27 protein-coding genes and 3 tRNA genes are annotated in these 21,622 nt (G+C 59.1%); 16 read left to right on the top strand and 14 right to left on the bottom strand.

Going from position 1 to position 21,622, the window contains the following annotated elements; genetic code table 11:
- Positions 1-53: 53 nt before the first annotated feature.
- Positions 54-329, bottom strand: coding sequence for a hypothetical protein (locus QP990_RS07160; RefSeq protein WP_200288400.1), 276 nt, complete (start codon positions 327-329; stop codon positions 54-56).
- A gap of 34 nt (positions 330-363) precedes the next feature.
- On the opposite strand from QP990_RS07160, the gene QP990_RS07155 reads away from it, so the two are divergent.
- From QP990_RS07155 to QP990_RS07145, 3 genes are read left to right on the top strand one after another with little or no spacing between them, the layout of a single operon-like run.
- A complete protein-coding gene (locus QP990_RS07155; protein WP_200288399.1) occupies positions 364-828 on the top strand; it encodes a hypothetical protein in 465 nt (154 codons plus the stop codon).
- Positions 829-837: 9 nt separating this feature from the next.
- On the top strand, positions 838-1,746 hold the full coding sequence (locus QP990_RS07150) for a hypothetical protein (RefSeq protein WP_200288398.1): 909 nt from the start codon (positions 838-840) through the stop codon (positions 1,744-1,746).
- Positions 1,747-1,757: 11 nt separating this feature from the next.
- Positions 1,758-2,198 carry a GtrA family protein gene (locus QP990_RS07145; RefSeq protein ID WP_200288397.1) on the top strand — a complete coding sequence of 147 codons (441 nt, stop codon included), beginning with the start codon at positions 1,758-1,760 and terminating at the stop codon, positions 2,196-2,198.
- A 121-nt stretch (positions 2,199-2,319) separates the two neighbouring features.
- Here QP990_RS07145 and QP990_RS07140 read toward each other — a convergent pair whose 3' ends face one another.
- Positions 2,320-3,237, bottom strand: a complete 918-nt coding sequence (locus tag QP990_RS07140; RefSeq protein WP_284798893.1) for a glycosyltransferase — start codon at positions 3,235-3,237, stop codon at positions 2,320-2,322.
- A 94-nt stretch (positions 3,238-3,331) separates the two neighbouring features.
- Here QP990_RS07140 and QP990_RS07135 point away from each other — a divergent pair, with 94 nt between their 5' ends.
- Positions 3,332-4,000 carry a GNAT family N-acetyltransferase gene (locus tag QP990_RS07135; RefSeq protein ID WP_284798785.1) on the top strand — a complete coding sequence of 223 codons (669 nt, stop codon included), beginning with the start codon at positions 3,332-3,334 and terminating at the stop codon, positions 3,998-4,000.
- On the opposite strand, the gene QP990_RS07130 is transcribed toward QP990_RS07135, so the two are convergent.
- Both QP990_RS07130 and QP990_RS07125 read right to left on the bottom strand, forming a co-directional pair.
- On the bottom strand, positions 3,997-4,800 hold the full coding sequence (locus QP990_RS07130; RefSeq protein ID WP_023020351.1) for an ABC transporter ATP-binding protein: 804 nt from the start codon (positions 4,798-4,800) through the stop codon (positions 3,997-3,999). The two genes, QP990_RS07135 and QP990_RS07130, sit on opposite strands and share 4 nt — an antisense overlap.
- Positions 4,801-4,846: 46 nt before the next feature.
- Entirely contained in the window at positions 4,847-5,698 is an 852-nt protein-coding gene (locus tag QP990_RS07125; RefSeq protein WP_051138321.1) for an ABC transporter permease, read from the bottom strand.
- Positions 5,699-5,911: 213 nt separating this feature from the next.
- On the opposite strand from QP990_RS07125, the gene QP990_RS07120 reads away from it, so the two are divergent.
- Positions 5,912-7,168: an aminotransferase class V-fold PLP-dependent enzyme gene (locus QP990_RS07120; RefSeq protein ID WP_284798784.1), complete on the top strand. Its 1,257-nt coding sequence runs from the start codon at positions 5,912-5,914 to the stop codon at positions 7,166-7,168.
- Here QP990_RS07120 and QP990_RS07115 read toward each other — a convergent pair.
- On the bottom strand, positions 7,165-8,121 hold the full coding sequence (locus tag QP990_RS07115) for an NAD(P)H-quinone oxidoreductase (protein ID WP_284798891.1): 957 nt from the start codon (positions 8,119-8,121) through the stop codon (positions 7,165-7,167). The two genes, QP990_RS07120 and QP990_RS07115, sit on opposite strands and share 4 nt — an antisense overlap.
- 165 nt (positions 8,122-8,286) lie before the next feature.
- Between QP990_RS07115 and QP990_RS07110 the strand changes: the two genes are divergently transcribed.
- Both QP990_RS07110 and QP990_RS07105 read left to right on the top strand, forming a co-directional pair.
- Positions 8,287-8,374: transfer RNA gene (locus QP990_RS07110), tRNA-Ser, on the top strand.
- Between the two features lie 317 nt (positions 8,375-8,691).
- Positions 8,692-8,946: a PLD nuclease N-terminal domain-containing protein gene (locus QP990_RS07105; protein ID WP_023020355.1), complete on the top strand. Its 255-nt coding sequence runs from the start codon at positions 8,692-8,694 to the stop codon at positions 8,944-8,946.
- A 19-nt stretch (positions 8,947-8,965) separates the two neighbouring features.
- Here QP990_RS07105 and QP990_RS07100 read toward each other — a convergent pair whose 3' ends face one another.
- From QP990_RS07100 to QP990_RS07085, 4 genes are read right to left on the bottom strand one after another with little or no spacing between them, the layout of a single operon-like run.
- Complete coding sequence (locus QP990_RS07100; RefSeq protein WP_284798783.1) at positions 8,966-9,973, bottom strand: ThiF family adenylyltransferase; 1,008 nt, start codon at positions 9,971-9,973, stop codon at positions 8,966-8,968.
- Positions 9,970-10,431: a molybdenum cofactor biosynthesis protein MoaE gene (locus QP990_RS07095; protein WP_284798782.1), complete on the bottom strand. Its 462-nt coding sequence runs from the start codon at positions 10,429-10,431 to the stop codon at positions 9,970-9,972. The genes QP990_RS07100 and QP990_RS07095 overlap by 4 nt, the downstream gene beginning before the upstream one ends.
- Positions 10,421-10,900, bottom strand: coding sequence for a MogA/MoaB family molybdenum cofactor biosynthesis protein (locus tag QP990_RS07090; protein ID WP_023020358.1), 480 nt, complete (start codon positions 10,898-10,900; stop codon positions 10,421-10,423). Before QP990_RS07090 ends, QP990_RS07095 begins: the two co-directional genes overlap by 11 nt.
- A complete protein-coding gene (locus QP990_RS07085; RefSeq protein WP_200288393.1) occupies positions 10,897-12,033 on the bottom strand; it encodes a molybdopterin molybdotransferase MoeA in 1,137 nt (378 codons plus the stop codon). The genes QP990_RS07090 and QP990_RS07085 overlap by 4 nt, the downstream gene beginning before the upstream one ends.
- A 58-nt stretch (positions 12,034-12,091) precedes the next feature.
- On the opposite strand from QP990_RS07085, the gene QP990_RS07080 reads away from it, so the two are divergent.
- The gene (locus QP990_RS07080; RefSeq protein WP_049358915.1) at positions 12,092-12,352 is read left to right on the top strand and encodes a MoaD/ThiS family protein; all 261 of its coding nucleotides are present in this window, start codon (positions 12,092-12,094) and stop codon (positions 12,350-12,352) included.
- Here the strand turns inward: QP990_RS07080 and QP990_RS07075 are convergent.
- Positions 12,349-12,741, bottom strand: a complete 393-nt coding sequence (locus tag QP990_RS07075; protein ID WP_023020361.1) for a phage holin family protein — start codon at positions 12,739-12,741, stop codon at positions 12,349-12,351. The genes QP990_RS07080 and QP990_RS07075 overlap by 4 nt on opposite strands.
- Positions 12,742-13,794: a histidinol-phosphate transaminase gene (hisC, locus tag QP990_RS07070; protein WP_248099283.1), complete on the bottom strand. Its 1,053-nt coding sequence runs from the start codon at positions 13,792-13,794 to the stop codon at positions 12,742-12,744.
- 108 nt (positions 13,795-13,902) lie between these two features.
- Here hisC and QP990_RS07065 point away from each other — a divergent pair.
- Positions 13,903-13,991, top strand: a tRNA-Ser gene (locus QP990_RS07065).
- Positions 13,992-14,068: 77 nt separating this feature from the next.
- Here QP990_RS07065 and QP990_RS07060 read toward each other — a convergent pair.
- The 3 genes from QP990_RS07060 to QP990_RS07050 form a co-directional block, all read right to left on the bottom strand.
- Positions 14,069-14,293 carry a hemolysin III family channel protein gene (locus QP990_RS07060; protein ID WP_239207815.1) on the bottom strand — a complete coding sequence of 75 codons (225 nt, stop codon included), beginning with the start codon at positions 14,291-14,293 and terminating at the stop codon, positions 14,069-14,071.
- 80 nt (positions 14,294-14,373) lie between these two features.
- Positions 14,374-14,757 carry an NUDIX domain-containing protein gene (locus QP990_RS07055; protein ID WP_239207816.1) on the bottom strand — a complete coding sequence of 128 codons (384 nt, stop codon included), beginning with the start codon at positions 14,755-14,757 and terminating at the stop codon, positions 14,374-14,376.
- A 28-nt stretch (positions 14,758-14,785) separates the two neighbouring features.
- The gene (locus QP990_RS07050; protein WP_248099281.1) at positions 14,786-15,547 is read right to left on the bottom strand and encodes a hypothetical protein; all 762 of its coding nucleotides are present in this window, start codon (positions 15,545-15,547) and stop codon (positions 14,786-14,788) included.
- Between the two features lie 117 nt (positions 15,548-15,664).
- Between QP990_RS07050 and QP990_RS07045 the strand changes: the two genes are divergently transcribed.
- From QP990_RS07045 to QP990_RS07015, 7 genes are all read left to right on the top strand, one after another.
- Positions 15,665-16,027: a YidH family protein gene (locus tag QP990_RS07045; protein ID WP_049359000.1), complete on the top strand. Its 363-nt coding sequence runs from the start codon at positions 15,665-15,667 to the stop codon at positions 16,025-16,027.
- On the top strand, positions 16,020-16,328 hold the full coding sequence (locus tag QP990_RS07040) for a DUF202 domain-containing protein (RefSeq protein ID WP_200288386.1): 309 nt from the start codon (positions 16,020-16,022) through the stop codon (positions 16,326-16,328). The genes QP990_RS07045 and QP990_RS07040 overlap by 8 nt, the downstream gene beginning before the upstream one ends.
- Positions 16,329-16,466: 138 nt before the next feature.
- Positions 16,467-17,831 carry a magnesium transporter gene (mgtE, locus tag QP990_RS07035; protein WP_239207818.1) on the top strand — a complete coding sequence of 455 codons (1,365 nt, stop codon included), beginning with the start codon at positions 16,467-16,469 and terminating at the stop codon, positions 17,829-17,831.
- 258 nt (positions 17,832-18,089) lie between these two features.
- A complete protein-coding gene (locus QP990_RS07030; protein ID WP_259824789.1) occupies positions 18,090-19,664 on the top strand; it encodes a DASS family sodium-coupled anion symporter in 1,575 nt (524 codons plus the stop codon).
- Positions 19,665-19,705: 41 nt separating this feature from the next.
- Positions 19,706-20,779, top strand: coding sequence for a GTP-binding protein (locus tag QP990_RS07025; RefSeq protein WP_023020369.1), 1,074 nt, complete (start codon positions 19,706-19,708; stop codon positions 20,777-20,779).
- A 120-nt stretch (positions 20,780-20,899) separates the two neighbouring features.
- Positions 20,900-20,972 (top strand) — tRNA-Arg (locus QP990_RS07020).
- 421 nt (positions 20,973-21,393) lie between these two features.
- Positions 21,394-21,582, top strand: coding sequence for a hypothetical protein (locus tag QP990_RS07015; RefSeq protein ID WP_284798896.1), 189 nt, complete (start codon positions 21,394-21,396; stop codon positions 21,580-21,582).
- Positions 21,583-21,622 lie beyond the last annotated feature (40 nt).

Below are 21,622 nucleotides of genomic sequence, written 5' to 3'. Positions count from 1 at the left end.
CGCGAGTGATATTCAGAACAAAACGGACGCTTGTACTGCCCGAATGTGTCCGTTTATAGATCCATAAGCGCGCGGATTTCCTCCGGCAGCTCTTCCTGAGATTCAATAGTCGGGCCATCGTACTCCCGCAAAAGGTCATAGACACGAGCGCGCGAGGAGGAATCCAGCATGGGCAATTCCTCTGCCATCAGGCGAGTCATGAAAGGACTCAACGGCACATCGGTGTGTTCCGTGGCCTCGAAGTGGCCGTTGCGCTTATCGTCTTCCGCACGCACATCCTGAGCCGCCTGCTGCGCTGGCGTCATGTGCTCTGTCTTATCCGAGTACATGCGCATTAGCTTACCGCCGCTTAAAGTGGTCGCTATGACCAACAACCACGAGACGCAAGATCAGCGCCAAGACAACTACGCCCTCGATGACACCCTGGCGGGCCGCATTACCCAAGCCGCTGCCGTGGGTATCGCGACCTCTTATCCTGATTGGATCACATCCAAAGGCGGTTTGATTACTGCCTATACCTTGTCTTTCTTTGGTTTTGGTGCCCTGGTGGCCTATACCAACGCGCACGCGGAACAGGATGGTGATGAGCCGCGCTCACCGCAGGATGCATCCGATCAGGGCCTCAAACCCTGGGCCATTTTTGCCGCGGTGGTACTGCTGCTCATCCTAGGCGGCTGGATGAACGTTGCAATTTCCCGCCGAATGGTAAAGTTCCTGCGCAAGCGCGGTGCCAAGCGGCCCTGGACTCTGTTGGGCGCCATTGGCGCGGCACTGACGTTCCTGATTAGTGAGCTGGAAGCGCGCGATATTGCAAAACTAGCTTCCTAAAACTTGCGTATGGTGGGGCCCATGAACGCAGGGGTCACCGATATCGCACAGGCGCGGGCCAAACGCGCCAATAGCGTGGTATCCCTCAAACGCGAGCCCCTAACAATCATTTGCCAAGCCGCGAACATCCGCGCCGATGGCGAGGTGCACCGCCAGATTGGCTTTAGCGATGCCCTGACCTTCACCGAGTTGCACCGTGTGCTGCGCATTTGCTTTGGCCTGCCGGAGGAGGAATCCCCCTGGCACTTTTATGAACACACCGAGGCGCGTGGCCCGCGCATCGATCCGGAACGTCAGGCCTCCGAATTCCTGTGGCGCGAAGGCGATCAAATCGACTTCGCCTGGGGGCTATGGGACTTCGAGCTGGTGGTAGCTGAAATTTATCCGCGCGATAATGGCACCCCGGAAGCGCTATGCGTGGGAGGCTCGGGCTCGCTCTTTGCACCCTTTGAATTAACCAGCGTCAACCGGGAATTGACCGGGCAAGAAGTCACCGATGAGGTCCTTTCCGCGGTAGCGTCCCCTGTGCGTGATTTGATTGAGCGCACCAAGCTCTATGACTTTGTTCCGCTGCTGCAGGCGATGGACCTGAGCAGGGGTACCGAATTGTCACCGCAAACTGCCCGCGTGCTCGCCAGCCTGCCGCGCGAGGTTACCCATGAAGGCAAAGACGCCTTTTGGTCCATGGCGCTAGCCCTATCGTGCATGGGCGGCGCGGAGCTGACCGATTCCGTCGTGGAGACCACCATGGATGCGCTCGGCTGGGTTAATGACGATGGCTCGGCGCTGACCGGGGCTGAAGTGCGGGAGTTATGTGCGGCATCGTTGCAGCAATTGGCTGGGATAGGCGCCTATGGTGCCGAATCCGCCGCGCCGGTGGATCGGTTGGACATGTACCGAGCGCTCTTGCGCGGGTAGGCTACTCACTCGTGACTAACTCCGCTGATGACGCCGTAGAAGTAAAACCTTCGTCCACCTCGCTGCACACCCAACTGGTGCGATTTATTTCCGTGGGTGTAGGTGCCGCCGCCATTGACTATGGCCTGACGCTTTTATTGACGTATGTGGGACTGCACCGTTCCGCCGCCAAGGCCATCGGTTGGGTCTTTGGCACCATTGCCGCCTACCTGGCTAATGCGCGGTGGACCTTTGGGGCCAAGGTCTCCGGCCGTACGGCCGTCACCGTCGGGATCTTGTACGCCTCCACTTTCGCGGTTCAAAACTTCCTATACTGGGTGCTCAATGAGCCGCTTTTATCCCTTGGCTTAGAAGGCGTGCTTAAAGACACCATCGCCTTTGTCATCGCCCAGGGCGTGGCCACAGTGACCAATTTTGCCATTCAGAGGGCCTTCATTTTTAAAGAAAAATAACCTCACCACCGGAATCGAGCCCGACCAATCTGCGCGCGGGGTGTCAAGCTCTCGGTGGTGGCGGTAATCTGCCGCGCTTATCGATGCCCCCTTTACCCAGCCCCTGCAGTTCGGCTTCGGCCTAGCTAGGGCGCCGGAAATCTTCCCTGCGCCCGCGGTTGTGAAGCTTGAGCCATTCGAGAAAGCCGGCCGGATCGTGGCGCTGGATCAGGAAGAACCAGCCAAAGCGGGCGAATTCCTGTGGCAGTAGCTTGCGCATGCCGCGTTGCCACAGCAGGTAGCCGCGATTGCGGTAAGTGAAAAACCGCTTGAACTCACCCTCTGGAAACTGGGTGTGCATCTTGCCGCCCAAAATGGGCTTAAACTCATCCGATCCATCTGGGTGCAGGTAGCTTGTGGTCAGCGCCGTGCCGAAAGAAAGCCCGGAATTGACCAGCCGGCGGTGGTATTCCACCTCATCGCCGCGGATAAAGAGCCGGTAGTCCGGCACACCAATGATTTCCATGGCCGCTGCGGAAATCAGCGCGCCGTTAAATAGCGATGCAATGCCAGGCAGGAAATCGCCCTCCAGCTCATCCATTCGCCGGCGCCACACTAGGCCTTGGCGCAGGGGGAAGGCGAGCTGGTCGGGATCGTTGATATTGCATACTGCCGGCGAGACCTCATGCAAACGGTTGGCCTCGGCCACCCGGTACAGCTCCGCAAGGACCGTGTGATCGGCAGGGCGGCCATCGTCATCGGCACACCACACGGCATCCGCCCCCAAAGAAAGGGCGGTGAGAAAGCCGAGCGCAAAGCCACCAGCTCCGCCCAGGTTGGTCTCCGAAGGCACGTAGACGCCGCGGTCGCCCGCCATGGACTCGACAAGTTCACGCACTGCATTTTCCGCACCGTTATCCACCACGATCACCCACTGCACGGGGTGGGTTTGGTGTACCACCTGTTCGAGCGATGCCCGCAGCAGTTCGGCGCGCTGATGGGTAACAATGACGGCGGCGGTAGAACCGGTAGAAGTCAGGGTGGCAGTCATGGGTTCCATCTTGCCACCGGGGCGGGGGACCAGCGCAGAAACACTCCGCATTGGTGGAGCGAAAAGTGGATATAGACGCCGCTTTGCGGATACTGTGAAGCCTATGGAAAACTTCTGGCCGCCTTTTGCGGTGACCATTCGGGCCTGCGATGATACGGGCCGCGGGGTTGACCTGCGTGTCATGCGCGATGAGGACATCGCACAGGTAGCGCAGGTGTGTGCGGAAGATATCTATGGCGACGACATTCCAGAACATGCATTTCCCTGGCTTTTTGATGAGAAGACGAATACCCCCGCCGCCATGGCCCAGCACCGATGGGAGCACCGAGCGAAGCTGTGTCCCCAGAAGTGGACCTTGGATTTCATCGCTCGCCAGGTAGAAACCCAAGAATTAGTAGGCGTGGTGGACCTGGCGGCAGAAAATTTTGCGGCCGCACGGGAAATAGAAACTGCATCATGGGTGCTGCACCGCTTTCAAGGCCAAGGCTATGGCACGCTTATCCGCCAGGCGATGGCGGCGTTTTCCTTCTTGCACCTCGATGCGGGTTCGCTGTGCACCAGTTGGATAAAAACCAACCGCGCCTCAGCCCGGGTGAGTGAAAAGTTGGGCTACCGCGTTAGCACCGAGGAAAAGGAAGAGCCTGCGGGCCCAGGAAAAATTAACCGGCCGGTGGTCAGCGCGCGCCTAAGCGCTGCGGACTATCACCGGCCGGAAGGGGTGCAGGTGGACGTGACGGGTGTGAGGGACCCGCTGCTGCATATGCTCAGCTAGTTGCCGCTGGTGTCCTCATTTTCAAAGCGCTCGCGCAGGTCGCGGACGTAGTCGCCCACCTCAGGTCCTTCGTACTCACCGACGACCTCGGAAACCTCGCCTACCGAGCGGATCTCACCGTGGTCGATCCACAGGGCGGTATTGCATAGCTGGGCCAAAAAGTCATTGGAGTGGGAGGCAAAGACCAGGATGCCGGAGCGCTTCACCAGCTCCTGCAGGCGTACGCGTGCCTTGGCCATGAAGGCGGCGTCGACCGCACCAATGCCCTCATCCAACAAGAGGATTTCCGGCTCAATGGAGGTCACCACGCCGAGTGCCAAGCGCACTCGCATACCGGTGGAATAGGTGCGCAGCGGCATGGAGAGATAATCGCCGAGCTCAGAAAACTCCGCAATCTCATCCATCTTCTTTTTCATCTGCTTGATGGACTGGCCCAAAAACAGGCCGCGGATAATGATGTTGTCGTAGCCAGAAACTTCCGGGTCCATGCCTACGCCCAAATCAAAAACGGGGGCCACCCGGCCGCGCACATCGGCAGAACCGCGGGTGGGCTCATAGATCCCAGACAAGAGGCGCAGCAAGGTGGATTTGCCGGCGCCGTTATGGCCCACCAAACCCACGCGATCGCCTTCGCGCAGGTGCAGGTTAACGTCCTTCAGGGCTTCCACCACGACGGTGTTTTGGGCATTTTTGCCAATGGCACCACCGGCAGAAGAGAGCATGGCCTTCTTCAGTGAGCGAGATTTGGCATCAAAGATGGGAAAGTCCACGCACGCGTTATACGTATCAATCGAGACCATCAGTCAGTATCCTTTCGAGGAATCTCCACAAGTACAGGGCGTGGGCTTAGACCCAGTAGCTGACGCGGAAGCGCCACTTGCGCATGACCAAGCCGGCGATGAGCAGGCCGAGCACGGTGCAGCCGATAACGATCCACCAGTGGTAGGCGGCTACCGGCTCACCGATCATGGGTGCGCGGACGATTTCTAGGTAGTGATAGAGCGGGTTGATCTCCGCGATGCGGGCTCGCCCGGCCACGGCACCGCCCTGATCCTTCAGGGTATTGGTCATCCACACAATCGGGGTGACGTAGAACAAGAGCTGGGTTAAAGCCTCCAGCAGCGGGGCTACGTCACGGAAACGGGTGGCAATGATGCCAAAGAACATCGTGACCCACACGCCGTTGACCAACAACAACGCCAAGCCTGGGATAAAGAGGAAGAACTCCCAACCCAGGCTGCGCGGGAAGATGAGGATAAGCAACAGCCAGATGATGAGGTTATGGCCCAAAAATAATGTTTGGCGCCACACCAGGCGGTAGACGTGCACCGAAAGAGGGGCGGGAAGCTGTTTAATCAAGCCCTCATTATCAATGAAGACGGTGGAGCCTTCCTTGATACAGCCCGAAATGAAGGTCCACATAATAAGGCCCACGGTGACGTGGGGGAGGAACTCCGCAACGGGAATCTGGAAGAGCATGGAGTACAAAAGGCCCAAGGCGAGGGCCATCACGCCGGTGGCGATGGTGATCCAAAACGGGCCCAGGACAGAGCGGCGGTAGCGCTGCTTAATATCTTGAATACCCAGTTTGAACCACAGCTCGCGCTGCTGTGCACCCTGCGCAAGGTCCGCGAAGGCGGCCTTGAGGGTCTCGGACTGGGACGCTGGGGTGGCCTCGCCATCTGGCTGGGAGGTCATGCGGGCGATATCAGCGCGCAGTTGATTGTTATCTTGCACGCTCAACACCCTAGCGCGCGGGCTGGGCAAACGGGAACTACACGCCGCTAGCCTGCGAAAACGGCCATATTCAGCGAAAATCCAGATTTGGGAAACTTGCGGCAAACGCGTATACAGTAGGGAATCGACCGCCACTGAGTGGCGATGCCTAGCGCGAAAAAAGAAGGGACCGAAATGCCAGCAGGAGCTTCGGCGCACTATGACGTATTCAGTGTGCGCGGTTTATACACCGGGCTATCTGATGGTTGGACCTACCTCAACGCGCACGCGGTTCCCCAGATTTCTGAGCGAGTAGCCTCCGGCGTGGCCCGCTCTTTCCGTATGTCTACCGCGGTGGCGCCCCAGGAAGGGCCGGGCGGCGCCCACTCTGCCACACCTGCGCCGGGGCGCTTGGAAGGAGATGGGAATTACACCGCTGCGCGCATGGCCGTAGCAGATCTGACCGGTTCCAAAGCAGACCGCGTGGTGCTCGGTCCCTCCCTGCCGGTGCTTTACCAGTCCTTGGCGCATGCGGCGCGCCCGCTGCTCGGCAGCAATTCCTCACTAGTGCTCTCAAAGCTGGACCCGCCTTCCTTGTATTCAGCATTTTCTGAGGTTAAAGCAGAAACCCGCTGGGCCCAGCCGGACTTAGGTACGGGTGAGTTGCCGGGTTTCCAATTCGCCGAGCTTGTCGACGGCTCCACGCGACTCGTCGCTTTCTCTGCCGCCCACGAGCTTTTGGGTACGGTCTCCCCGACGGCTGAGATCATAGACACCGTGCATGAACGCTCTCGCGCCTGGACGCTTCTCGACGTCTCTGCGATCGCCCCCTACCGCCCCATCAACTTCGATGAGCTCGGTGCCGATATCTTGGGTCTCGACCTTGGTCTGCTGGGCGGGCCGCAGCTAGCGGCCTTGGTATTCCGCGATACCCGTATGTTCCGCCGCCTCGATGCCCTCGATCCGGTGCATGCCAGCAAGGGCGCTCGCAAGCTGGAAACGCCAATTTCCTCTGGCCTGGCCGGCGGTGTCGGACCACTCGTGGACCATCTTGCCGCCCTCACCGGTGGGGAGAATGGCTCCCGCCGCAAGCGCCTGCGCACCTCTATGGATGCGCTTAGCGCCTACCTCGAGGACCTGCGCGGGGACCTTTATTCCTTCTTGAGCACCTTGCCTGCCGTACACATCCTCGGAGTGACGGGAGAGGCGGCCGCAGGCGCATCCGATGATCGCCTGCCGCGCCTTACCTTTGCTGTGAAGGGTGTTCCGGCGGAGACCGTGTACAAGCGTCTCTTTGATAATGGGCTGGTCACCACGCTTGCCCCGCAGACCCCGTTGCTAACGGAGATGGGCGTGGAGGAAATCGGCGGCGCCGTTACCGTTGCGCTTGGCCCCTTCAACACTTATCACGACGTCGAACACCTCACCCGCGTCGTAGCTTCCTTGGCCTAAACGCTAAGCACCAAAGTGCCGGTGACCTCGCCGCTGTCTAGGGCGGCGTGGGCCTGGGCGGCGTCGGCAAGCGGGTAAGTGGCGTGCAACGCATGCTTTACCCGGCCATCCTCCAACATGGGCCAGACATTTTCTACTGTGCCCGCCACAATCTGCGCTTTGTCTTCTAGATCGCGGGCCCGCAGCGTCGTCCCCTGGATGGTCAGGCGCTTGGGCAGCATGGCTCCCAAATTAATTTCTGCTTTGGTGCCGCCCTGCATGCCAATAATGATGAGCTTGCCGTCCTTAGCTAGGCACTTCATATTCTTTTCAAGGTATTTTGCGCCGATGATATCCAAAATGACATCGCAGCTTCCCTTTAACTCATCTAAGAAGTCCTGCTCCTTGTAGTTGATGAGAATGTCGGCGCCCAGCTCGCGGCAACGCTCCAACTTCTCCTGGGAACCGGCCGTGACCGCCACTTCTGCCCCCAGCGCCTTAGCCACCTGAATGGCGAAAGTGCCAATGCCGCCTCCTCCGCCATGGATGAGTACACGCTGGCCTTCGCACAGCCCCGCCTCAATGCCTAGGTTGGACCACACGGTGCATCCAACCTCGACTACCGCCGCGGTTTCCTCAACGCTATACCCCTGGGGTAGAGGAAGTAGCTGGCCCTGTGGGACCGCAACGTATTCGGCGTAGCCACCACCAGCGAGCAAACAGCCCACTTCGGTGCCCACCTCCCAGTCGGTATCCCCGGCGTCCGTGATGATGCCCGCTGCTTCCAAGCCCAGGATTTCTGACGCCCCCGGTGGCGGCGGATAAGCTCCCATCGTTTGCAGGATATCGCCGCGGTTAACGCCTGCTGCCTGCACCTTGACGAGCACCTCGCCCGGCTGGAGCTGGGGAACCTCGACCTCGTGGAGCTCTAGGGACCGGCGCTCCTGAGGATCGGTCTGGACAATTGCCTTCATTTTTCCTGTAGTCATAGGCCCAATTTAACGAACCTGGTGTGTCCTGCGCCACGAAAGGGGCTGCATTTCAGAACTACAGGTGGATTTTTGGGAAACCAGGCCATCTATTTAGTACACTGACCAAGTTGCTTCGTGGGCAAGAAAAGTGCCTTCGATATACAACGTGGAGACGTGGCAGAGCGGCCGAATGCACCGGTCTTGAAAACCGGCGAGGTTTATTCCTCCGCGGGTTCAAATCCCGCCGTCTCCGCCAACGTCATAATTTATGACTCGGCGATACCTCGGTAGCTTCTGGCTCACGCTAGGAGTTACCGTTTTCTCGTTTTACTTATGTGCGGCTATCCCGGGAGGCCTCACCCTGGATGGTGTTAACCCGAACTTGGTCATGGCGGGGCACCGGAAAACGGCTTGGGGTTAAAACCTGCTTCTTGTGGTGCTGCGGCATTTCATACCGGGGGATGATGTGCCTGGTGCGGCGCAGACTTAATCTTGGAAATGTACAGGGCAAGTGAGATGTGATTGTGGTCAAGCTCTGTAGCGAAGATAAAAATCACTCGGCGAAAGGACACTATGAGCACTTCGGAGTTTTACCTAGCAGCAGCGGAATCTACTAACCCTAACGATACGTGGTGGTTCCTCGGGTTCCTTCCCATCCTTTTGCTCGTCGCGTTCTGGATAGCGGCCTTAATTTCTATCATTTTTTCTGGGTACACGCTTGCGGCGAAGGTGCTCTTTATCGTCGCTACCTTCACACTGCCCTTCTTAGGACCGCTGATCTGGTTCCTCTTTGTTCGCGGAAAAGAAGACAAGAATAGAAGGGTCTAGACGACTCGCCGGGGGCGCGTTAAGACGCTCCTTGTTGTTCCAACCACGCGTTAATACCGCCACGCAGGGAAACCACCTGTGAGTATCCGCGCTCGCGCAGAGCGTGGACGGCTTGGGCGGAGCGGATGCCGCTGGCGCAATATATAACGGCTACCTCGTCCCGTGCGATATCGGGGTTTTCACCGGCGAGGATGCGGTTGAGGGGAAGATGCGCTGAATTAGGAATGGTAGACTGGGCGCGCTCGGGGTCTGTGCGGACATCGATAAGCATGGCGTGAGCAGAGATCTCGCGGACCTCGGGGGCATCGTCCGGCTGGGTAGGCTCCGCCCCGGTGGAACGGATGGGGATATACTCCCACGTCCCAGAAAGGGCCTCGTAGTAGCCGAGCGTGCCCATAAGCGGGGTGCCGACGCCGGTAATGATTTTTAAGGCTTCCAAGGCCATCGCGGATCCCACCACGCCGACGATCGGCCCCAGAACGCCGGCCTGGGAGCACGAAGGAACCTCGCCTGGGGCAGGGGCAGTGGGAAAGACATCCTCGTACACGGGGCCCTTGCCCGACCAAAAGACGCTCATTTGCGCATCGAATCCCAAGATAGAGGCCCAAATGTGCGGAATGCCCAAGCTATGGGCGGCCCAAGAGCACAGGTAGCGGGCGTCGAAATTGTCCGTGCCATCGAGGAGCACGTCGCAGCCGCGCAATTGCTCGAGGGCGGTGGCCGTTTCGAGGCGACCATGGCAGGTGATGTCCACCTCCGGATTGAGCGCGCGGACGGCGGCCGCGGCGGAATCAGTCTTCGGCGTGCCAATGGCCGCGGTGGTGTGGATGACTTGGCGGTGCAGGTTGGAAGGGGAGACCACGTCGTCGTCGAAAAGCGAAATGTGGCCTACGCCCGCACCGGCCAGGTAGAGCAAGGCGGGGGAGCCTAGGCCGCCGGCGCCGATAACAGCCACGTGGGCTGCGCTGAGCTTGCGCTGTCCCTCCTCGCCCCAGAGCGCTTCTTGGCGGGCATAGCGGATGCTCATTCCAGCCCCACCCAGTGAGTGGAGCCATCGCCGTGGCTTTGTTCTTTCCAGATAGGGACCTCGGCTTTGACGCGATCGGCGCATTCTTCGGCCGCGCGGAAGGCATCGCCGCGGTGCGCGGCGGCCGCAACTACGGCAAAGGCCAGGTCGCCGACCTGAAGATCCCCCGTGCGGTGAGCGGCCCAGAGGCGCACCGGATGGCTGGAGGAGACGGCGTCGGTGATGTCCTGCAGCTTCTCTGGCGCGGAAGGGTGGGCGCTATAGGAAAGAAGGGTGACATTCGGCCGTCCGCCATCATGATCGCGGACGACGCCTTCAAAGGTGACAACGGCACCCATGGCGGCCGTGGCGGTCTCTTCCTTGGCAGCGGCAAGGTGGGATTCAAGGGGCTGATCGCTCAAAAGCGTGCCAATGGTGCAGCCGGTCTGTTCGGCCACATAGGAGGGATCAGTGCTCATGTACTCCTTCTAACATATCGACGATCGGAACAATTAATTTATCCAAAACCGCACAGCCGTCTTTTACCCCGCCGGTGGAACCAGGCAGCGTCATAGCAAAGGTGGAGTCATTAACACCGGCAATCGCGCGGGAAGCCACCGCGGTGGGCACGCTTTCCAAGCCTTTCTGCCAGAAGGCCACTGCGATGCCAGGCAGCTCGCGGGTGATATGCGGCGCGACAGCCTCTACCGTCTTGTCGTCTTGGGTCAGACCGGTGCCACCAGAGGTTAGGATGACCGAGGGTTCTTCGGCGAAGGCGGCAGCAACGGTGGCGGCAATATCGGCATCGGGGACGATGCGTGCAGCGGGGCAGTCAAAGCCCTTGCGTCGCAGGAAATCTACCGCGATGGGGCCGGATCGGTCCTCGTAGATACCCGCGGCGGCGCGAGTAGAGGCGACGATGACGATGGCGGTGCGTTGCGGACTCATAGTGGGTAAACCTCGACTTCTTGGCCTTCCGCAAGGCGTTGGCCGGCAGGGATGCGGATGAGATGGGTGGCATCGGCCGCTTGGGCGAGCAGATGGGAGCTAGCGCCACCGAGGATATGGGCGTGGGAATCGACGCGCCCGCGGCGAAATTGGTCCTTGCATGGGAGGCCTTCAATGCCTGCCGCGAGCGGAACGCGGAATGGCTCCGGAGCCCAGCCCAGTGCCGGGGCCACGAAGAGGCGGAAACTTACCAACGTGGAAATGGGATTTCCCGGCAGACAGATCACCGGCGTGCCGTGGAAAGCAGCGATACCCTGTGGCCCGCCAGGCTGCTGATCCACATGACCAAACCAGCCATCGAGCACTTGGCGTACTACTTCAAACTTCCCAGCAGAGATTCCGCCCGAGGTAATGATGGCGTCTGGGTGATGCTGCGCAATGGCTTCTGTCAAAGCGTGGGTTAAGGCCTGCGGGTCATCATCGGTGGTGATATAGCCCGCGACGTCGATGCCGGCGCGGTGGGCCAATGCCGTCAATAACGGCGCATTGGCGTCAGGGATGGCGGCGCTACCACTGCCAATCTCTGCTCCGCCGGTGCAAATCAGGATGCGGGCGGGGCGGTAGACCTCCACCTCGGCGATGCCTTGGGAAGCAAGGGCGGCTAAGCGGACCGGTGTGAGCTTATCGCCTTGGGCCGCCAGGAGGGCGCCTTCTTCTAAGTCCGAGCCGGCGCGGCGTATAAATTGTTCCGGCTGGGTCTCCGGCACGGTGACACGGTCACCAGGGGCGAGGAATTTTTGTGGTTCGCAGTGCTCAATGGGCACGATGGCTGCAGTTCCTTCCGGCACCTTGGCGCCGGTCATGATGGGGCAGGCCGCGTTGAGTGAGCCGTGGAGCACTTGGGCGGGCTCTGTACCGGCGGCGATGGTGGGGCCTACCTGGTAAGTCTCGGCCGCACACTGGGGGAGGGCGTAGCCATCCATTTGTGAATTATCAAAGCGCGGGGAAGGGAAATCAGCGCGGATATCCGCAGCTAAGACCATTTCCTGTGCCTGATTGAGGGCCACGGTGGTTACGTGACGTACGGGCAGGGCCGCGGCGACTTCACGCGCGTGGGCTTCAGGTGTGCGCATGACGGCTAGTTTACCCACGGTCTCGACACGGCAGGGGTGCGTAGGCATAGTAGAAGGCATGTTGACCGTTCACTATTTCGCTGCCGCACGCGCCGCCGCGGGGGTGGCTTCTGAGCAGGTAGACGCCCCCGCTACCTTGGGTGATTTGGTAGTGCAGCTGGGCAAGGACCATACCGGCACCACTGCGGCCGGCATGAGCCTGAAAGAAGTGCTGGGGCGCTGTAGCTTTCTTATCGACGGCGCTGGGAACACCGCCATGGATTCTCCCCTGGCCGGCGTGACCCGCGTGGACGTTCTGCCACCTTTTGCGGGCGGCTAATCGCGCTGGCGCAGCGGACTAGTAAAGAAATTGATGACGCTGCTGACGATGGACAGCACGATGGCGCCGATAATCGCGGCGCCCCAAGAGTCGATGACAAGGTGGCCAATCCCGAGGTCAAGCGTATTGAGCGCCCACTCCACGATGATGAGCGCTGCGCCGTTTATGACGAGGGAGAAAAGCCCGAGTGTCAGGCAGGTCAGCGGTGCACCGAGGATGCGCAGCACCGGCGTGACTACGGCATTAATGATGATGAATACGATGGCAATGGCGATGAAATTTCCGGTTTCGGCCGGAGTGATGGAGATTCCGGGAATGACAGTGACCACGGCCCACAGCGCCACCGCAATGGCAAAGACATTCAGGGCGAAGTTAATAAGCGATCGCATTTAGCCTCCTACGGTTGCATTCCATGCCTTAAGCAAAGTGTCGGTTTCTTCCTCGGTAGTAACGGTAATACGAATTCCCTCGCTAAAGGCGCGAACGAGCACGCCGCGTTCGGCGAGGCGGGCGGCTATCTCCTGCGGAGTGCCAAGACTGGCAAGATTCTGAGCCGGCAGCCACACGTGATTCGCCTCGGAATGCGGCACGCCCCAGTCCTGCAGGGCTGCTTCTAAGCGCTCGCGCTGGACGACGGTCTCCTCGGTACGCTCCCGCAGCGAATCCTGCGCCGCCAGTGCCGCGCGGGCGCCAACCTGTGCCACGGTGCTGGCGGAGAAGGGGATAGCCACCTTATTGAGGGCTTCAATGATATTTTCCGGGCCGAAGGCATAACCGATGCGGACCCCGGCCAGGCCATAAGCCTTAGAGAAGGTGCGCAGGCACACCAGGTTGGGAAAGGTACCCACCAGCTCCGTGCCCAGCGGAGTGTCGGTGGCGCGGTTGTATTCGATATAGGCCTCGTCGAGGGCTACGAGGACGTCGGCAGGCACGGCATCCATGAATGCGGCGAACTCGGCCTTGGTAATCGTGGTACCCGATGGGTTATTGGGATTGCACACGAAGATGAGCCTGGTTTTATCCGTGATTTTCTTCGCCATGGCAGGAAGGTCCACGCGCTGGTCTGTACTGAGCGGAACCGGAATGGGGTGGGCGCCCACCACTTGGGCGAAGATGGGGTAGGCCTCGAAGGAGCGCCATGGGAAGAGGATTTCTTCGCCAGGGGTGGCGGCAATTTCAGCCAACTGTTGGCACAGTGCGGATGAGCCGGTGCCCACCGCCACCTGCTCCTGATCCACGCCCAGGTGCGCGGCTAGGTCCTCGCGCAGTGCGGTGGCCGCAATATCCGGGTAGCGATTAGCCTGTGCGGCTGCCTCTGCCATGGCCGCGGCCGCTTCTGGCAAGGGCGGGTGAGCCGTCTCGTTAGAGGAAAGCTTGAGTGCGTCATCGTTGCGCGCACCAGCGACATAGGCAGGGATGGCTTTCAGATCGGGGCGAATCATGCCTACCACTGTAGGGCCTGCGCCTTTGCTACGGGAGCGAAAGCAGGGGGCTAGTTTGGCAGCGACGGGGTAGGCAGGTATCCTCAAACGAGGTTCCTTGTGAACCGTGGAGATGTGCCAGAGCGGCCGAATGGGGCTCCCTGCTAAGGAGTTGACCCTTCTGGGGTCCGGAGGTTCGAATCCTCTCATCTCCGCCAATTAATCCCGAGCGAGTGTGCTCGGGATTTTTTATTCGGGTTTTATTCTCGCCGGCGCCGTGAAGCGGAGAAATCTGCTATTTGCGCTGGTACTTGGCGCAGCGGCGGAAGAGCGTGAGCATGCCGGTGCCGAAGATGAAGCTTCCGGTAAAAGCCGCAGCGCGCAGGGAAGTGACCTCGTGGAAGAGGGCAGGCACCATGAGAATGGCGATAACAGAGCTAATGACTCCTAGGACGAGGAAAGTAATCGTCACGATAGGTCCCAGTGTGGATTGCTGCGGCATGGGGGTCAGTCCTTTCATCACTCAATTCTGATGAAAATAACTCTAGGTTGCCCTCCCAGGAGCTGCAATAGGAAATTCTTAAGGGATCAAGCAGGGCCTTAGGATTCTAGGGCAGGAAAGACCTCGTCGCGCAGTAGGTGGGCGAGCTCGCGATTTGGGTTGGTGGGGTCTACCCATGCGACTTCCGCAATCTCTGCGGCTGCGCGGGCAAGGATTGGGCGAGGATAGGTAAAGATGTGGCCGCGCACGGTTTCGCCGGGTTCGTTGGCGGCCGGCGCGTCGAAGGTGCCGAGCGGGGAAAGCTCCGGGAGGCGGACCTCCACACCGATTTCCTCTGCGACCTCGCGGGCTGCGGCCTGTGCGGGGGTTTCGCCAGCCTCAAGCTTGCCGCCAGGTAACTGGAACTTGGTGGACGAATCCTTGCGCACGGTGAGGACATGGCCAAAGGAATTACGGAAAACTACGGCGGCAACTTCAATCATGGGCCCGACTATAACTCGCTGCGGCGGGTTAGTTCAGAATGCCGGGTGCCCACTCGCGCTCCACTTGGGCAAGCGCTGCTTCTATTTGTTGCTCTTTCAAGCCGATGTCGGGAGTACCGGCGGATACCGGGTCACCGGCGAGCACGGCAAGTAGTGTCCAGCCATTATTAACGCTGGGGCTCACACGCAGATCGTCGGGGTTTTCCGCAATGGCAGTGCCATCTGACCTCATCAATTCAGGCGGATAGTCGACAGCTTTCACGGTTGCGAGCTCTGGTAGTACTTCCGTGGAGCCATCAGGAAAGAACACCATGATGCGCGCCCGGTGGAAGTAATAGTGGTCATCGCCTACAGGGTTCTTTTCTTCCTTGGTATCACAGTGGTAGAAGTTTCCCACCAGCACGGGATAAAACTCGAGCCAGTTATTGGCCCACGCTGTGCGGAGCAGAGTGCGCTCATTGTGGGTCGAGGCCAGCCAGCGAACGGGCTTGGAAATGCCGAATGCGATGATGGACAGGCTGATGAGCAAGGCGATGCGGAAATCGAGCCCGGTAAGAGCAAAGGGGAAGAATCCCAGAATTACGATGCTACCCATATGGAAGAGCTGGAAGAGGAAGTCGAATTTCGTATGGTTCTTGGAGGGGCACGGGCCGTTGTTAAAAACGGTCTCGCGCAAGCCGGTGGCATCGGGGCGGGTATTTGGGGTGCTGACGCGCTTGATGTTCTCTTTGCTGAAAAACTCGTCCTCGTGCGGGGAGGATGGCACGTAGTTGCACAAGCGCAGGTTCATAGGGGATGGATGCTCCTTGGCTCAGGGGGCTGGCCTGTGCCTATGAGGCTACGGAAAGGCGAAGCGTTGCGTGGGCTTGTCGCGACGCAAGAGACAAATGAATATAAAGTGGTGCCCATGAGTGACTCGAGGTTTCCCCGTTCGGTGTTTGCAGTTGGCACCGACCCTGATCCGCGTTTCACGCTCGCTAATGAGCGCACGTTCCTGGCGTGGATTCGCACTTCCCTGGCGTTGATTGCTGGCGGAGTAGCACTTGAGGCCTTTGACGTTCCGCTGCCAGGCACCCTGCGTGCCGCGGTATCGGTCTTCATGCTGATAGTCGCCATAATCTTGCCCGTGGTGGCGTGGGGGCATTGGAAGCAATCAGAGCGCGCAATGCGAGAGAATCGATCGCTACCATTTAGTTTCGGCCTTCCGGTCCTTGTTGCTGTAATCGTGGTGGTGGCTGGTGCGCTTTTGGTAGGCGAGTTCCTTGTCTAACCAGCCCTTTGATCCTGGTCTGCAACCAGAGCGCACGCGCCTGTCTTGGCAGCGCACCCTTTTGGCGCTTTCCTTAGTGTTGCTAGGCGTGATGCGGGCGGTGAGTGTGCACGTCTTCTTGCCGCTCGTCCTCCTTGCCGCCGGGGTGCTGGCGCTGGTCTTGGCGGTGTGGCAACGTGCCTCGCTTGTCGACGTCGCCCTGTCTTCCCAGGCTCCCCTTCCGCATGCAATCATTTTGGCCAGTACCGCCGGTCTGGTGTCTTTGCTGGCAGCCTTCGCCCTGTGGGGTCTATTCCTGTAGTCATCCCGGTGTCGTCATTGAGGTGGCTTCTGGGCGTCGTCATGCGGCCAGGGAGGATCTCTGGCGGATTTTCTGGGCAAATGGCGTAGTCTAAGAAGGCTGAAGTCAATAACCTGGGGCTGGAAAGGCGGGTAGGCCATGGCGGAGACCACCGAGCGGGCTAGCGATATTGTCGAGGCATGGCTCAAGCAAGAAGACGCCATTGACCCCACCAAGGCCCCGCGCCTCCAGGAACTCCTGGAGAGGGTGCCCCTGCAGGAACTCATCGCCGTCGTCGAGCGGCAAAATGCCGTCCGGTCGGCCTTGGCCCTGCGCTTGCTGCCGCGCCAGAAATCAATCGTCGTCTTTGATGCCCTCGATGCAAAGCACCAGGCCGATATCATCGATGAGCTGGGCAATGCTGATGTCTATGAGTTCTTCGACGAGCTTGATCCGGAAGACCGCGTGGCTTTGCTGGATGAGCTGCCCGCGGAGATTGCGGACCGGCTGCTGCGCTCACTGACTCAATCCAAGCGCGATGTCACGGGCGTGGTGTTGGGCTATGTCAAGGGATCGGTGGGGCGCCGAATGTCGCCCGAGGTGCCTGGAATCCACCCGGACATGAGCGTTAGGGACGCGCTGTTTAAACTGCGGGAGACCGCACATGAGCTGGAAACCATCTACACCGTGCCCATTACCCGCGAGGATAGGCGTCTTGTGGGAGTGGTGAGCCTGCGCGAAATCTTCACCGCTGATTCCGCGCTGACCATGGCCGATATTATGCACGATCCCATTTTTGCCCGTGCTAGTGCTGACGCGGAAGAAACCGCGCGTTGGTTCCTCCCATTGGACATTCTTGCACTGCCAATCGTGGATGATTCGCACCGCTTGGTTGGTCTGCTGACGTGGGACGATGCTACGGACATTGTGGAGGAAGAAGATAGCGAGGACTCCGCTCGTGCTGGCGGTACCGAGGCCCTTCAACAGCCGTACCTATCCACGCCTTTGCTCAAGCTGGTGCGCTCGCGCATCGTATGGCTGCTCGTGCTAGCAGTTTCTGCGCTGTTGACTGTGCAAGTATTGGACTCCTTTGAAGGCACGCTGGCCAAGGCCGTGGTTCTCTCACTATTTATCCCGCTGCTGACCGGCACCGGTGGCAATACCGGCAATCAGGCTGCCACCACTGTGACCCGTGCTTTGGCGCTGGGCGATGTCCGCACCCGCGACCTCGTTGCCGTTTTGTGGCGCGAGCTACGCGTCGGCATGTTGCTAGGTGCCGTGCTCGGCTTGGCGGGACTGGGCCTGGCTACGCTGGTTTATGGCATGAGCATCGGCCTAGTCATCGGTTCGACGCTGTTTTTGATTTGCTCGATTTCTGCGACCGTAGGCGGGCTGATGCCCATCGTGGCTAAGACCATCGGTGCCGATCCGGCGGTCTTTTCTAACCCGTTTATCTCTACCTTCTGTGATGCTACGGGCCTCATTATTTACTTCCTGATTGCCAAGACCGTGCTGGGAATTTAACCCATCCTTCATCGATCGGGGGTGGAGGAGTGGTGGAGCCATTTCTGGTTTTAGGCAGGTGTGGTGTGTGCTATTCGGGGGTGCGGGGGTGGTTTATTGTGACGGGATATGGTTTCTGCGTCACATGTTTTGTATGGTCAGTGCATGCTTCGCAGTGAATTAGATAACTTTCTATTTGCTGTCTAGGCCAGCTAATAACCTGGGAAGTACGGAGCATATCCCTCAGCACAGTCCTCTCTTAGTGAAGGAGCGCGCGGTATGACCACCCCGCATACTCACGAATCCACCGCCCACACCGAAGGTGACGAAGCCCCTAAAGTCCCACGCGGCGAATGGCGCCGGCAGTTTATTGGCCTCTTCGTGGGCTTGGCATTGGCGGTACTTGTCTTCTTTATCTTCCCCTCCAATGCCATCGAGACAGTCCAAGGCTCCTCTGGCGCAGATCCGGAAGCCGAGTACACGCTTGGTGCCATCCGCGCTGTTGCAGCGGTGACGATCCTTATGGGCGTGTGGTGGATGACTGAAGCTATTCCGCTCGCTGCCACCGCGCTGCTTCCGTTGGTTGTTTTCCCTCTAGCTGGCGTCGGATCAATCAAGGAAGTAGGCGCCCCGTATGCCTCCGCCACCATTTTCTTGTTCATGGGTGGCTTCCTCATCGCGCTGTCCCTGCAGCGCTGGAACCTGCACCGCCGCTTGGCCCTCTATGTGGTGAAGGTGATTGGTACCTCTCCCAAGCGCCTCATCTTGGGCTTTATGCTGGCCACCGGATTTTTGTCCATGTGGGTTTCTAATACGGCTACGGCCGTGGTCATGTTGCCTATTGGTACCTCGGTGCTCGCGCTGACCGCAGAGACCGTAGGCGGCTGGGAGAAGCAAAAGAAATTTGCCACGGCCCTCATGCTGGGCATTGCTTATTCCGCGTCCATTGGTTCGCTGGGCACGCTCATCGGCACCCCGCCGAATGCCTTCCTGAACGCGTATATGGCCGATACCTGGGGCGTTACCCTTGGCTTTGGTCGATGGATGGCGGTCGGTGTACCGCTCGCCGTGATCTTCTTGCTGATTGCTTGGGCACTACTTATCACCATTTTCAAGCCAGAGATGAAGGATATTCCGGGCGGCCGCGAGCTTATCGACGATGAAATTAAGGCCCTCGGCCCTTGGACCCGCCCTCAGATTATGACCGGCATCATCTTTGTTCTGGCCGCCGCAGCGTGGGTAATCCTGCCGCTGGTGCTTAAGGAATTTGAGAACTATGACGATGCCATCGTGGGTATCGCTGCCGGCATCGTGCTCTTTATTCTCCCGGCGGATAATCAGCGTCGCACTCGACTGCTCGACTGGAAGACTGCCAATGAGATGCCGTGGGACGTTCTCTTGCTCTTCGGTGGTGGCCTATCGCTGTCCTCGGTCTTTAATTCTTCCGGACTGTCCCTGTGGATTGGTGAGATGGCCAAGGGGCTGAGCGTCCTCCCAGTTGTCCTTATCGTCGCCGCCGTAGCCGCACTAGTGCTCTTCCTGACTGAGATCACCTCTAATACCGCAACGGCTGCCACCTTCATTCCAATCATGGGCGGCGTTGCCGTGGGTGTTGGCCTGACCGCGGAGGGAGATATCAACGTCCTTCTGCTCACCATTCCGGTGGCGCTCGCGGCAACCTGTGCATTTATGCTCCCCGTGGCTACCCCGCCGAACGCCATTGCCTATGGCTCTGGCTACGTCAAGATTGGCGAGATGATCAAGGGCGGTCTCGGACTCAATATCATCGGCATCTTCCTCATTACCCTTACAGTGTATCTGCTGGCAGTGCCTATCTTCGGCCTCTCCATCTAGGGACGTAGCCATTCCCTAATGAAAAACGTTATCATTAGGGAATGGCTACACCCGTTACCGTGCTGTCCGGATTTTTAGGCAGCGGAAAAACCACGCTTTTAAACCACCTGCTTGCTAACCGCGAGGGGCGCAAGCTGGCCGTCATTGTCAATGACTTCTCCGAGGTCAATATTGACGCCGCCCTCGTTGCCGGCGAGGGCCACCTTGAGCGCGGCGAGGATCGCTTTGTCGAGCTATCCAATGGCTGCATCTGCTGCACCTTGCGCGAGGATCTCATCGAATCCGTGGGCAAACTCGCCCGCTCCGGCTGCTTCGATCAGATTGTCATCGAATCCACTGGCATTTCCGAACCCATGCCCGTTGCGGCCACCTTTGAGTGGGAGTTTGAGGATGGCACGACGCTTGCCGAAGCCGCGTCTATCGACACCATGGTTTCCCTCGTTGACGCCTCGACCTTCCTGACGCACTTACGCCGCGGCAAGAGTCTCGCATCCCAGAACATCGAAGCCACGCCTGACGACGACCGCACCGTGGCTGACCTCCTAGTGGACCAAGTTGAGTTTGCTGACCTTATCCTCATCACCAAGACTGATTTGGTTGATGCTGCCGAAACCGAACGGGTCATCGCTACCGTGCGCGCCATGAACCCCCGTGCCCGCGTCGTGATTGTTACCAACGGTGTCATCGACCCGCGACTCGTCCTCGATGCCCACTTGTATGACACAGCTACCGCTGCCGCCTATCACGGCTACGCCGAAGAACTGGCCAACCCACATACTCCCGAGACCGAGGAATATGGCATCTCCTCGGTGGTCTTTCGTGCGGATCGGCCCTTTAATCGCGAGCGCTTACTTGCCGCCCTGCGGGCCAGTACCGGTCTGGTGCGTTCCAAGGGTTATTGCTGGATCGATACCGATCTGCGCGTCGCGCACGCCTGGCAGCAAGCCGGCCCGAACCTCCAGATCATGCCCGCGTCCCTCTGGGCGGCCAATGGCGTGACCCCTGGTGCTGAAATTGTTCTCATCGGCATTGACTTCGACCACGAGGCCACCCTGCAAGCTTTCCGGGACGCCCTGCTTTCCGACGCCGAAGTTGCCGCCCTCATTCCTTCCTAAAGCCTTCCTGCTTCTCGTGGGTAAACACTAAGTGAACTGGGGATTTGGTAGTTTCCCAGACCGTGGGTATAGTTATTTCTCGTTGCACAGCAGAGCACACGCACTGCTTACCAACGGTCTGCGCCCGTAGCTCAACGGATAGAGCATCTGACTACGGATCAGAAGGTTGGGGGTTCGAATCCCTCCGGGCGCACAAAATGAGCCGCCTTCGGGCGGCTTTTCTTGTATCTAATCTATTTCACAGGTGCCCATCTATGAAGTCTTCCTCATTGCTGCCGGGGCTCATTGCTGGCATTGTTCTTGGCCTCGCACTATGGCTCGGTTCTGGGAGCCTGTGGCTCCTTCTGGGCGGAGTTGTGCTTAGTCTAATATGCGCCCCGCTTCTCAAGCTTGCTGCTGATCCCTCTCGGTCGCGCAAATATCGCGATGATAACTTCCGCGATTAGGCGGATTTTCGCTGCAGTAAAAAGTCTTAAGTAACCCCTTTATAAAATGCAGGACACGTATAAAACGTTCACAGCAACCTTCCAAACAGGTTTAGTAGAAAAAGAAAGTCTTTATTAATAAGGGGACTGCGGCAACGCGCTCCCCTCTGTCTTGAAGGAGAACGCTCGGTGTCCGCATCTTCGCGCATCGTTGGGCTTGATATAGCCCGTTCACTTGCCATTATTGGCATGGTAGTCCTGCACATGGCCTCCCTCGTGTGGCATACCAAAGTCATTCTCAACGGCCTGCCCGCTGCGCTTTTTGCCATTTTGGCGGGCATGGCGGAATCAAGCGGTGGATGCGCCACGCTTGAATAGTTCGTTAAGTATTTCACGTGGGGTTGCGCCGCCGAGGATT

Source organism: Corynebacterium sp. MSK071 (genome assembly GCF_030232125.1).
Classification (GTDB): domain Bacteria; phylum Actinomycetota; class Actinomycetes; order Mycobacteriales; family Mycobacteriaceae; genus Corynebacterium; species Corynebacterium kefirresidentii.
The sequence above is the reverse complement of the archived record's forward strand: the minus strand, read 5'-3'. Positions and strand labels throughout refer to the sequence as shown.

Coding starts and splice junctions, on each gene's coding strand:
- QP990_RS07050 (WP_248099281.1), bottom strand. CDS start 15,547: ATGAACCTGCGCTTGTGCAACTACGTGCCATCCTCCCCGCACGAGGAC.
- QP990_RS07045 (WP_049359000.1), top strand. CDS start 15,665: ATGAGTGACTCGAGGTTTCCCCGTTCGGTGTTTGCAGTTGGCACCGAC.
- QP990_RS07100 (WP_284798783.1), bottom strand. CDS start 9,973: ATGAGCATCCGCTATGCCCGCCAAGAAGCGCTCTGGGGCGAGGAGGGA.
- QP990_RS07140 (WP_284798893.1), bottom strand. CDS start 3,237: ATGGAACCCATGACTGCCACCCTGACTTCTACCGGTTCTACCGCCGCC.
- QP990_RS07090 (WP_023020358.1), bottom strand. CDS start 10,900: ATGAGTCCGCAACGCACCGCCATCGTCATCGTCGCCTCTACTCGCGCC.
- QP990_RS07075 (WP_023020361.1), bottom strand. CDS start 12,741: ATGCGATCGCTTATTAACTTCGCCCTGAATGTCTTTGCCATTGCGGTG.
- QP990_RS07095 (WP_284798782.1), bottom strand. CDS start 10,431: ATGAGCACTGATCCCTCCTATGTGGCCGAACAGACCGGCTGCACCATT.
- QP990_RS07155 (WP_200288399.1), top strand. CDS start 364: ATGACCAACAACCACGAGACGCAAGATCAGCGCCAAGACAACTACGCC.
- QP990_RS07060 (WP_239207815.1), bottom strand. CDS start 14,293: ATGAAAGGACTGACCCCCATGCCGCAGCAATCCACACTGGGACCTATC.
- QP990_RS07125 (WP_051138321.1), bottom strand. CDS start 5,698: ATGACCTCCCAGCCAGATGGCGAGGCCACCCCAGCGTCCCAGTCCGAG.
- QP990_RS07115 (WP_284798891.1), bottom strand. CDS start 8,121: ATGAAGGCAATTGTCCAGACCGATCCTCAGGAGCGCCGGTCCCTAGAG.
- QP990_RS07105 (WP_023020355.1), top strand. CDS start 8,692: ATGAGCACTTCGGAGTTTTACCTAGCAGCAGCGGAATCTACTAACCCT.
- QP990_RS07085 (WP_200288393.1), bottom strand. CDS start 12,033: ATGCGCACACCTGAAGCCCACGCGCGTGAAGTCGCCGCGGCCCTGCCC.
- QP990_RS07025 (WP_023020369.1), top strand. CDS start 19,706: ATGGCTACACCCGTTACCGTGCTGTCCGGATTTTTAGGCAGCGGAAAA.
- QP990_RS07130 (WP_023020351.1), bottom strand. CDS start 4,800: ATGGTCTCGATTGATACGTATAACGCGTGCGTGGACTTTCCCATCTTT.
- QP990_RS07080 (WP_049358915.1), top strand. CDS start 12,092: ATGTTGACCGTTCACTATTTCGCTGCCGCACGCGCCGCCGCGGGGGTG.
- QP990_RS07160 (WP_200288400.1), bottom strand. CDS start 329: ATGTACTCGGATAAGACAGAGCACATGACGCCAGCGCAGCAGGCGGCT.
- QP990_RS07055 (WP_239207816.1), bottom strand. CDS start 14,757: ATGATTGAAGTTGCCGCCGTAGTTTTCCGTAATTCCTTTGGCCATGTC.
- QP990_RS07150 (WP_200288398.1), top strand. CDS start 838: ATGGTGGGGCCCATGAACGCAGGGGTCACCGATATCGCACAGGCGCGG.
- mgtE (WP_239207818.1), top strand. CDS start 16,467: ATGGCGGAGACCACCGAGCGGGCTAGCGATATTGTCGAGGCATGGCTC.
- QP990_RS07120 (WP_284798784.1), top strand. CDS start 5,912: ATGCCAGCAGGAGCTTCGGCGCACTATGACGTATTCAGTGTGCGCGGT.
- QP990_RS07030 (WP_259824789.1), top strand. CDS start 18,090: ATGACCACCCCGCATACTCACGAATCCACCGCCCACACCGAAGGTGAC.
- QP990_RS07135 (WP_284798785.1), top strand. CDS start 3,332: ATGGAAAACTTCTGGCCGCCTTTTGCGGTGACCATTCGGGCCTGCGAT.
- hisC (WP_248099283.1), bottom strand. CDS start 13,794: ATGATTCGCCCCGATCTGAAAGCCATCCCTGCCTATGTCGCTGGTGCG.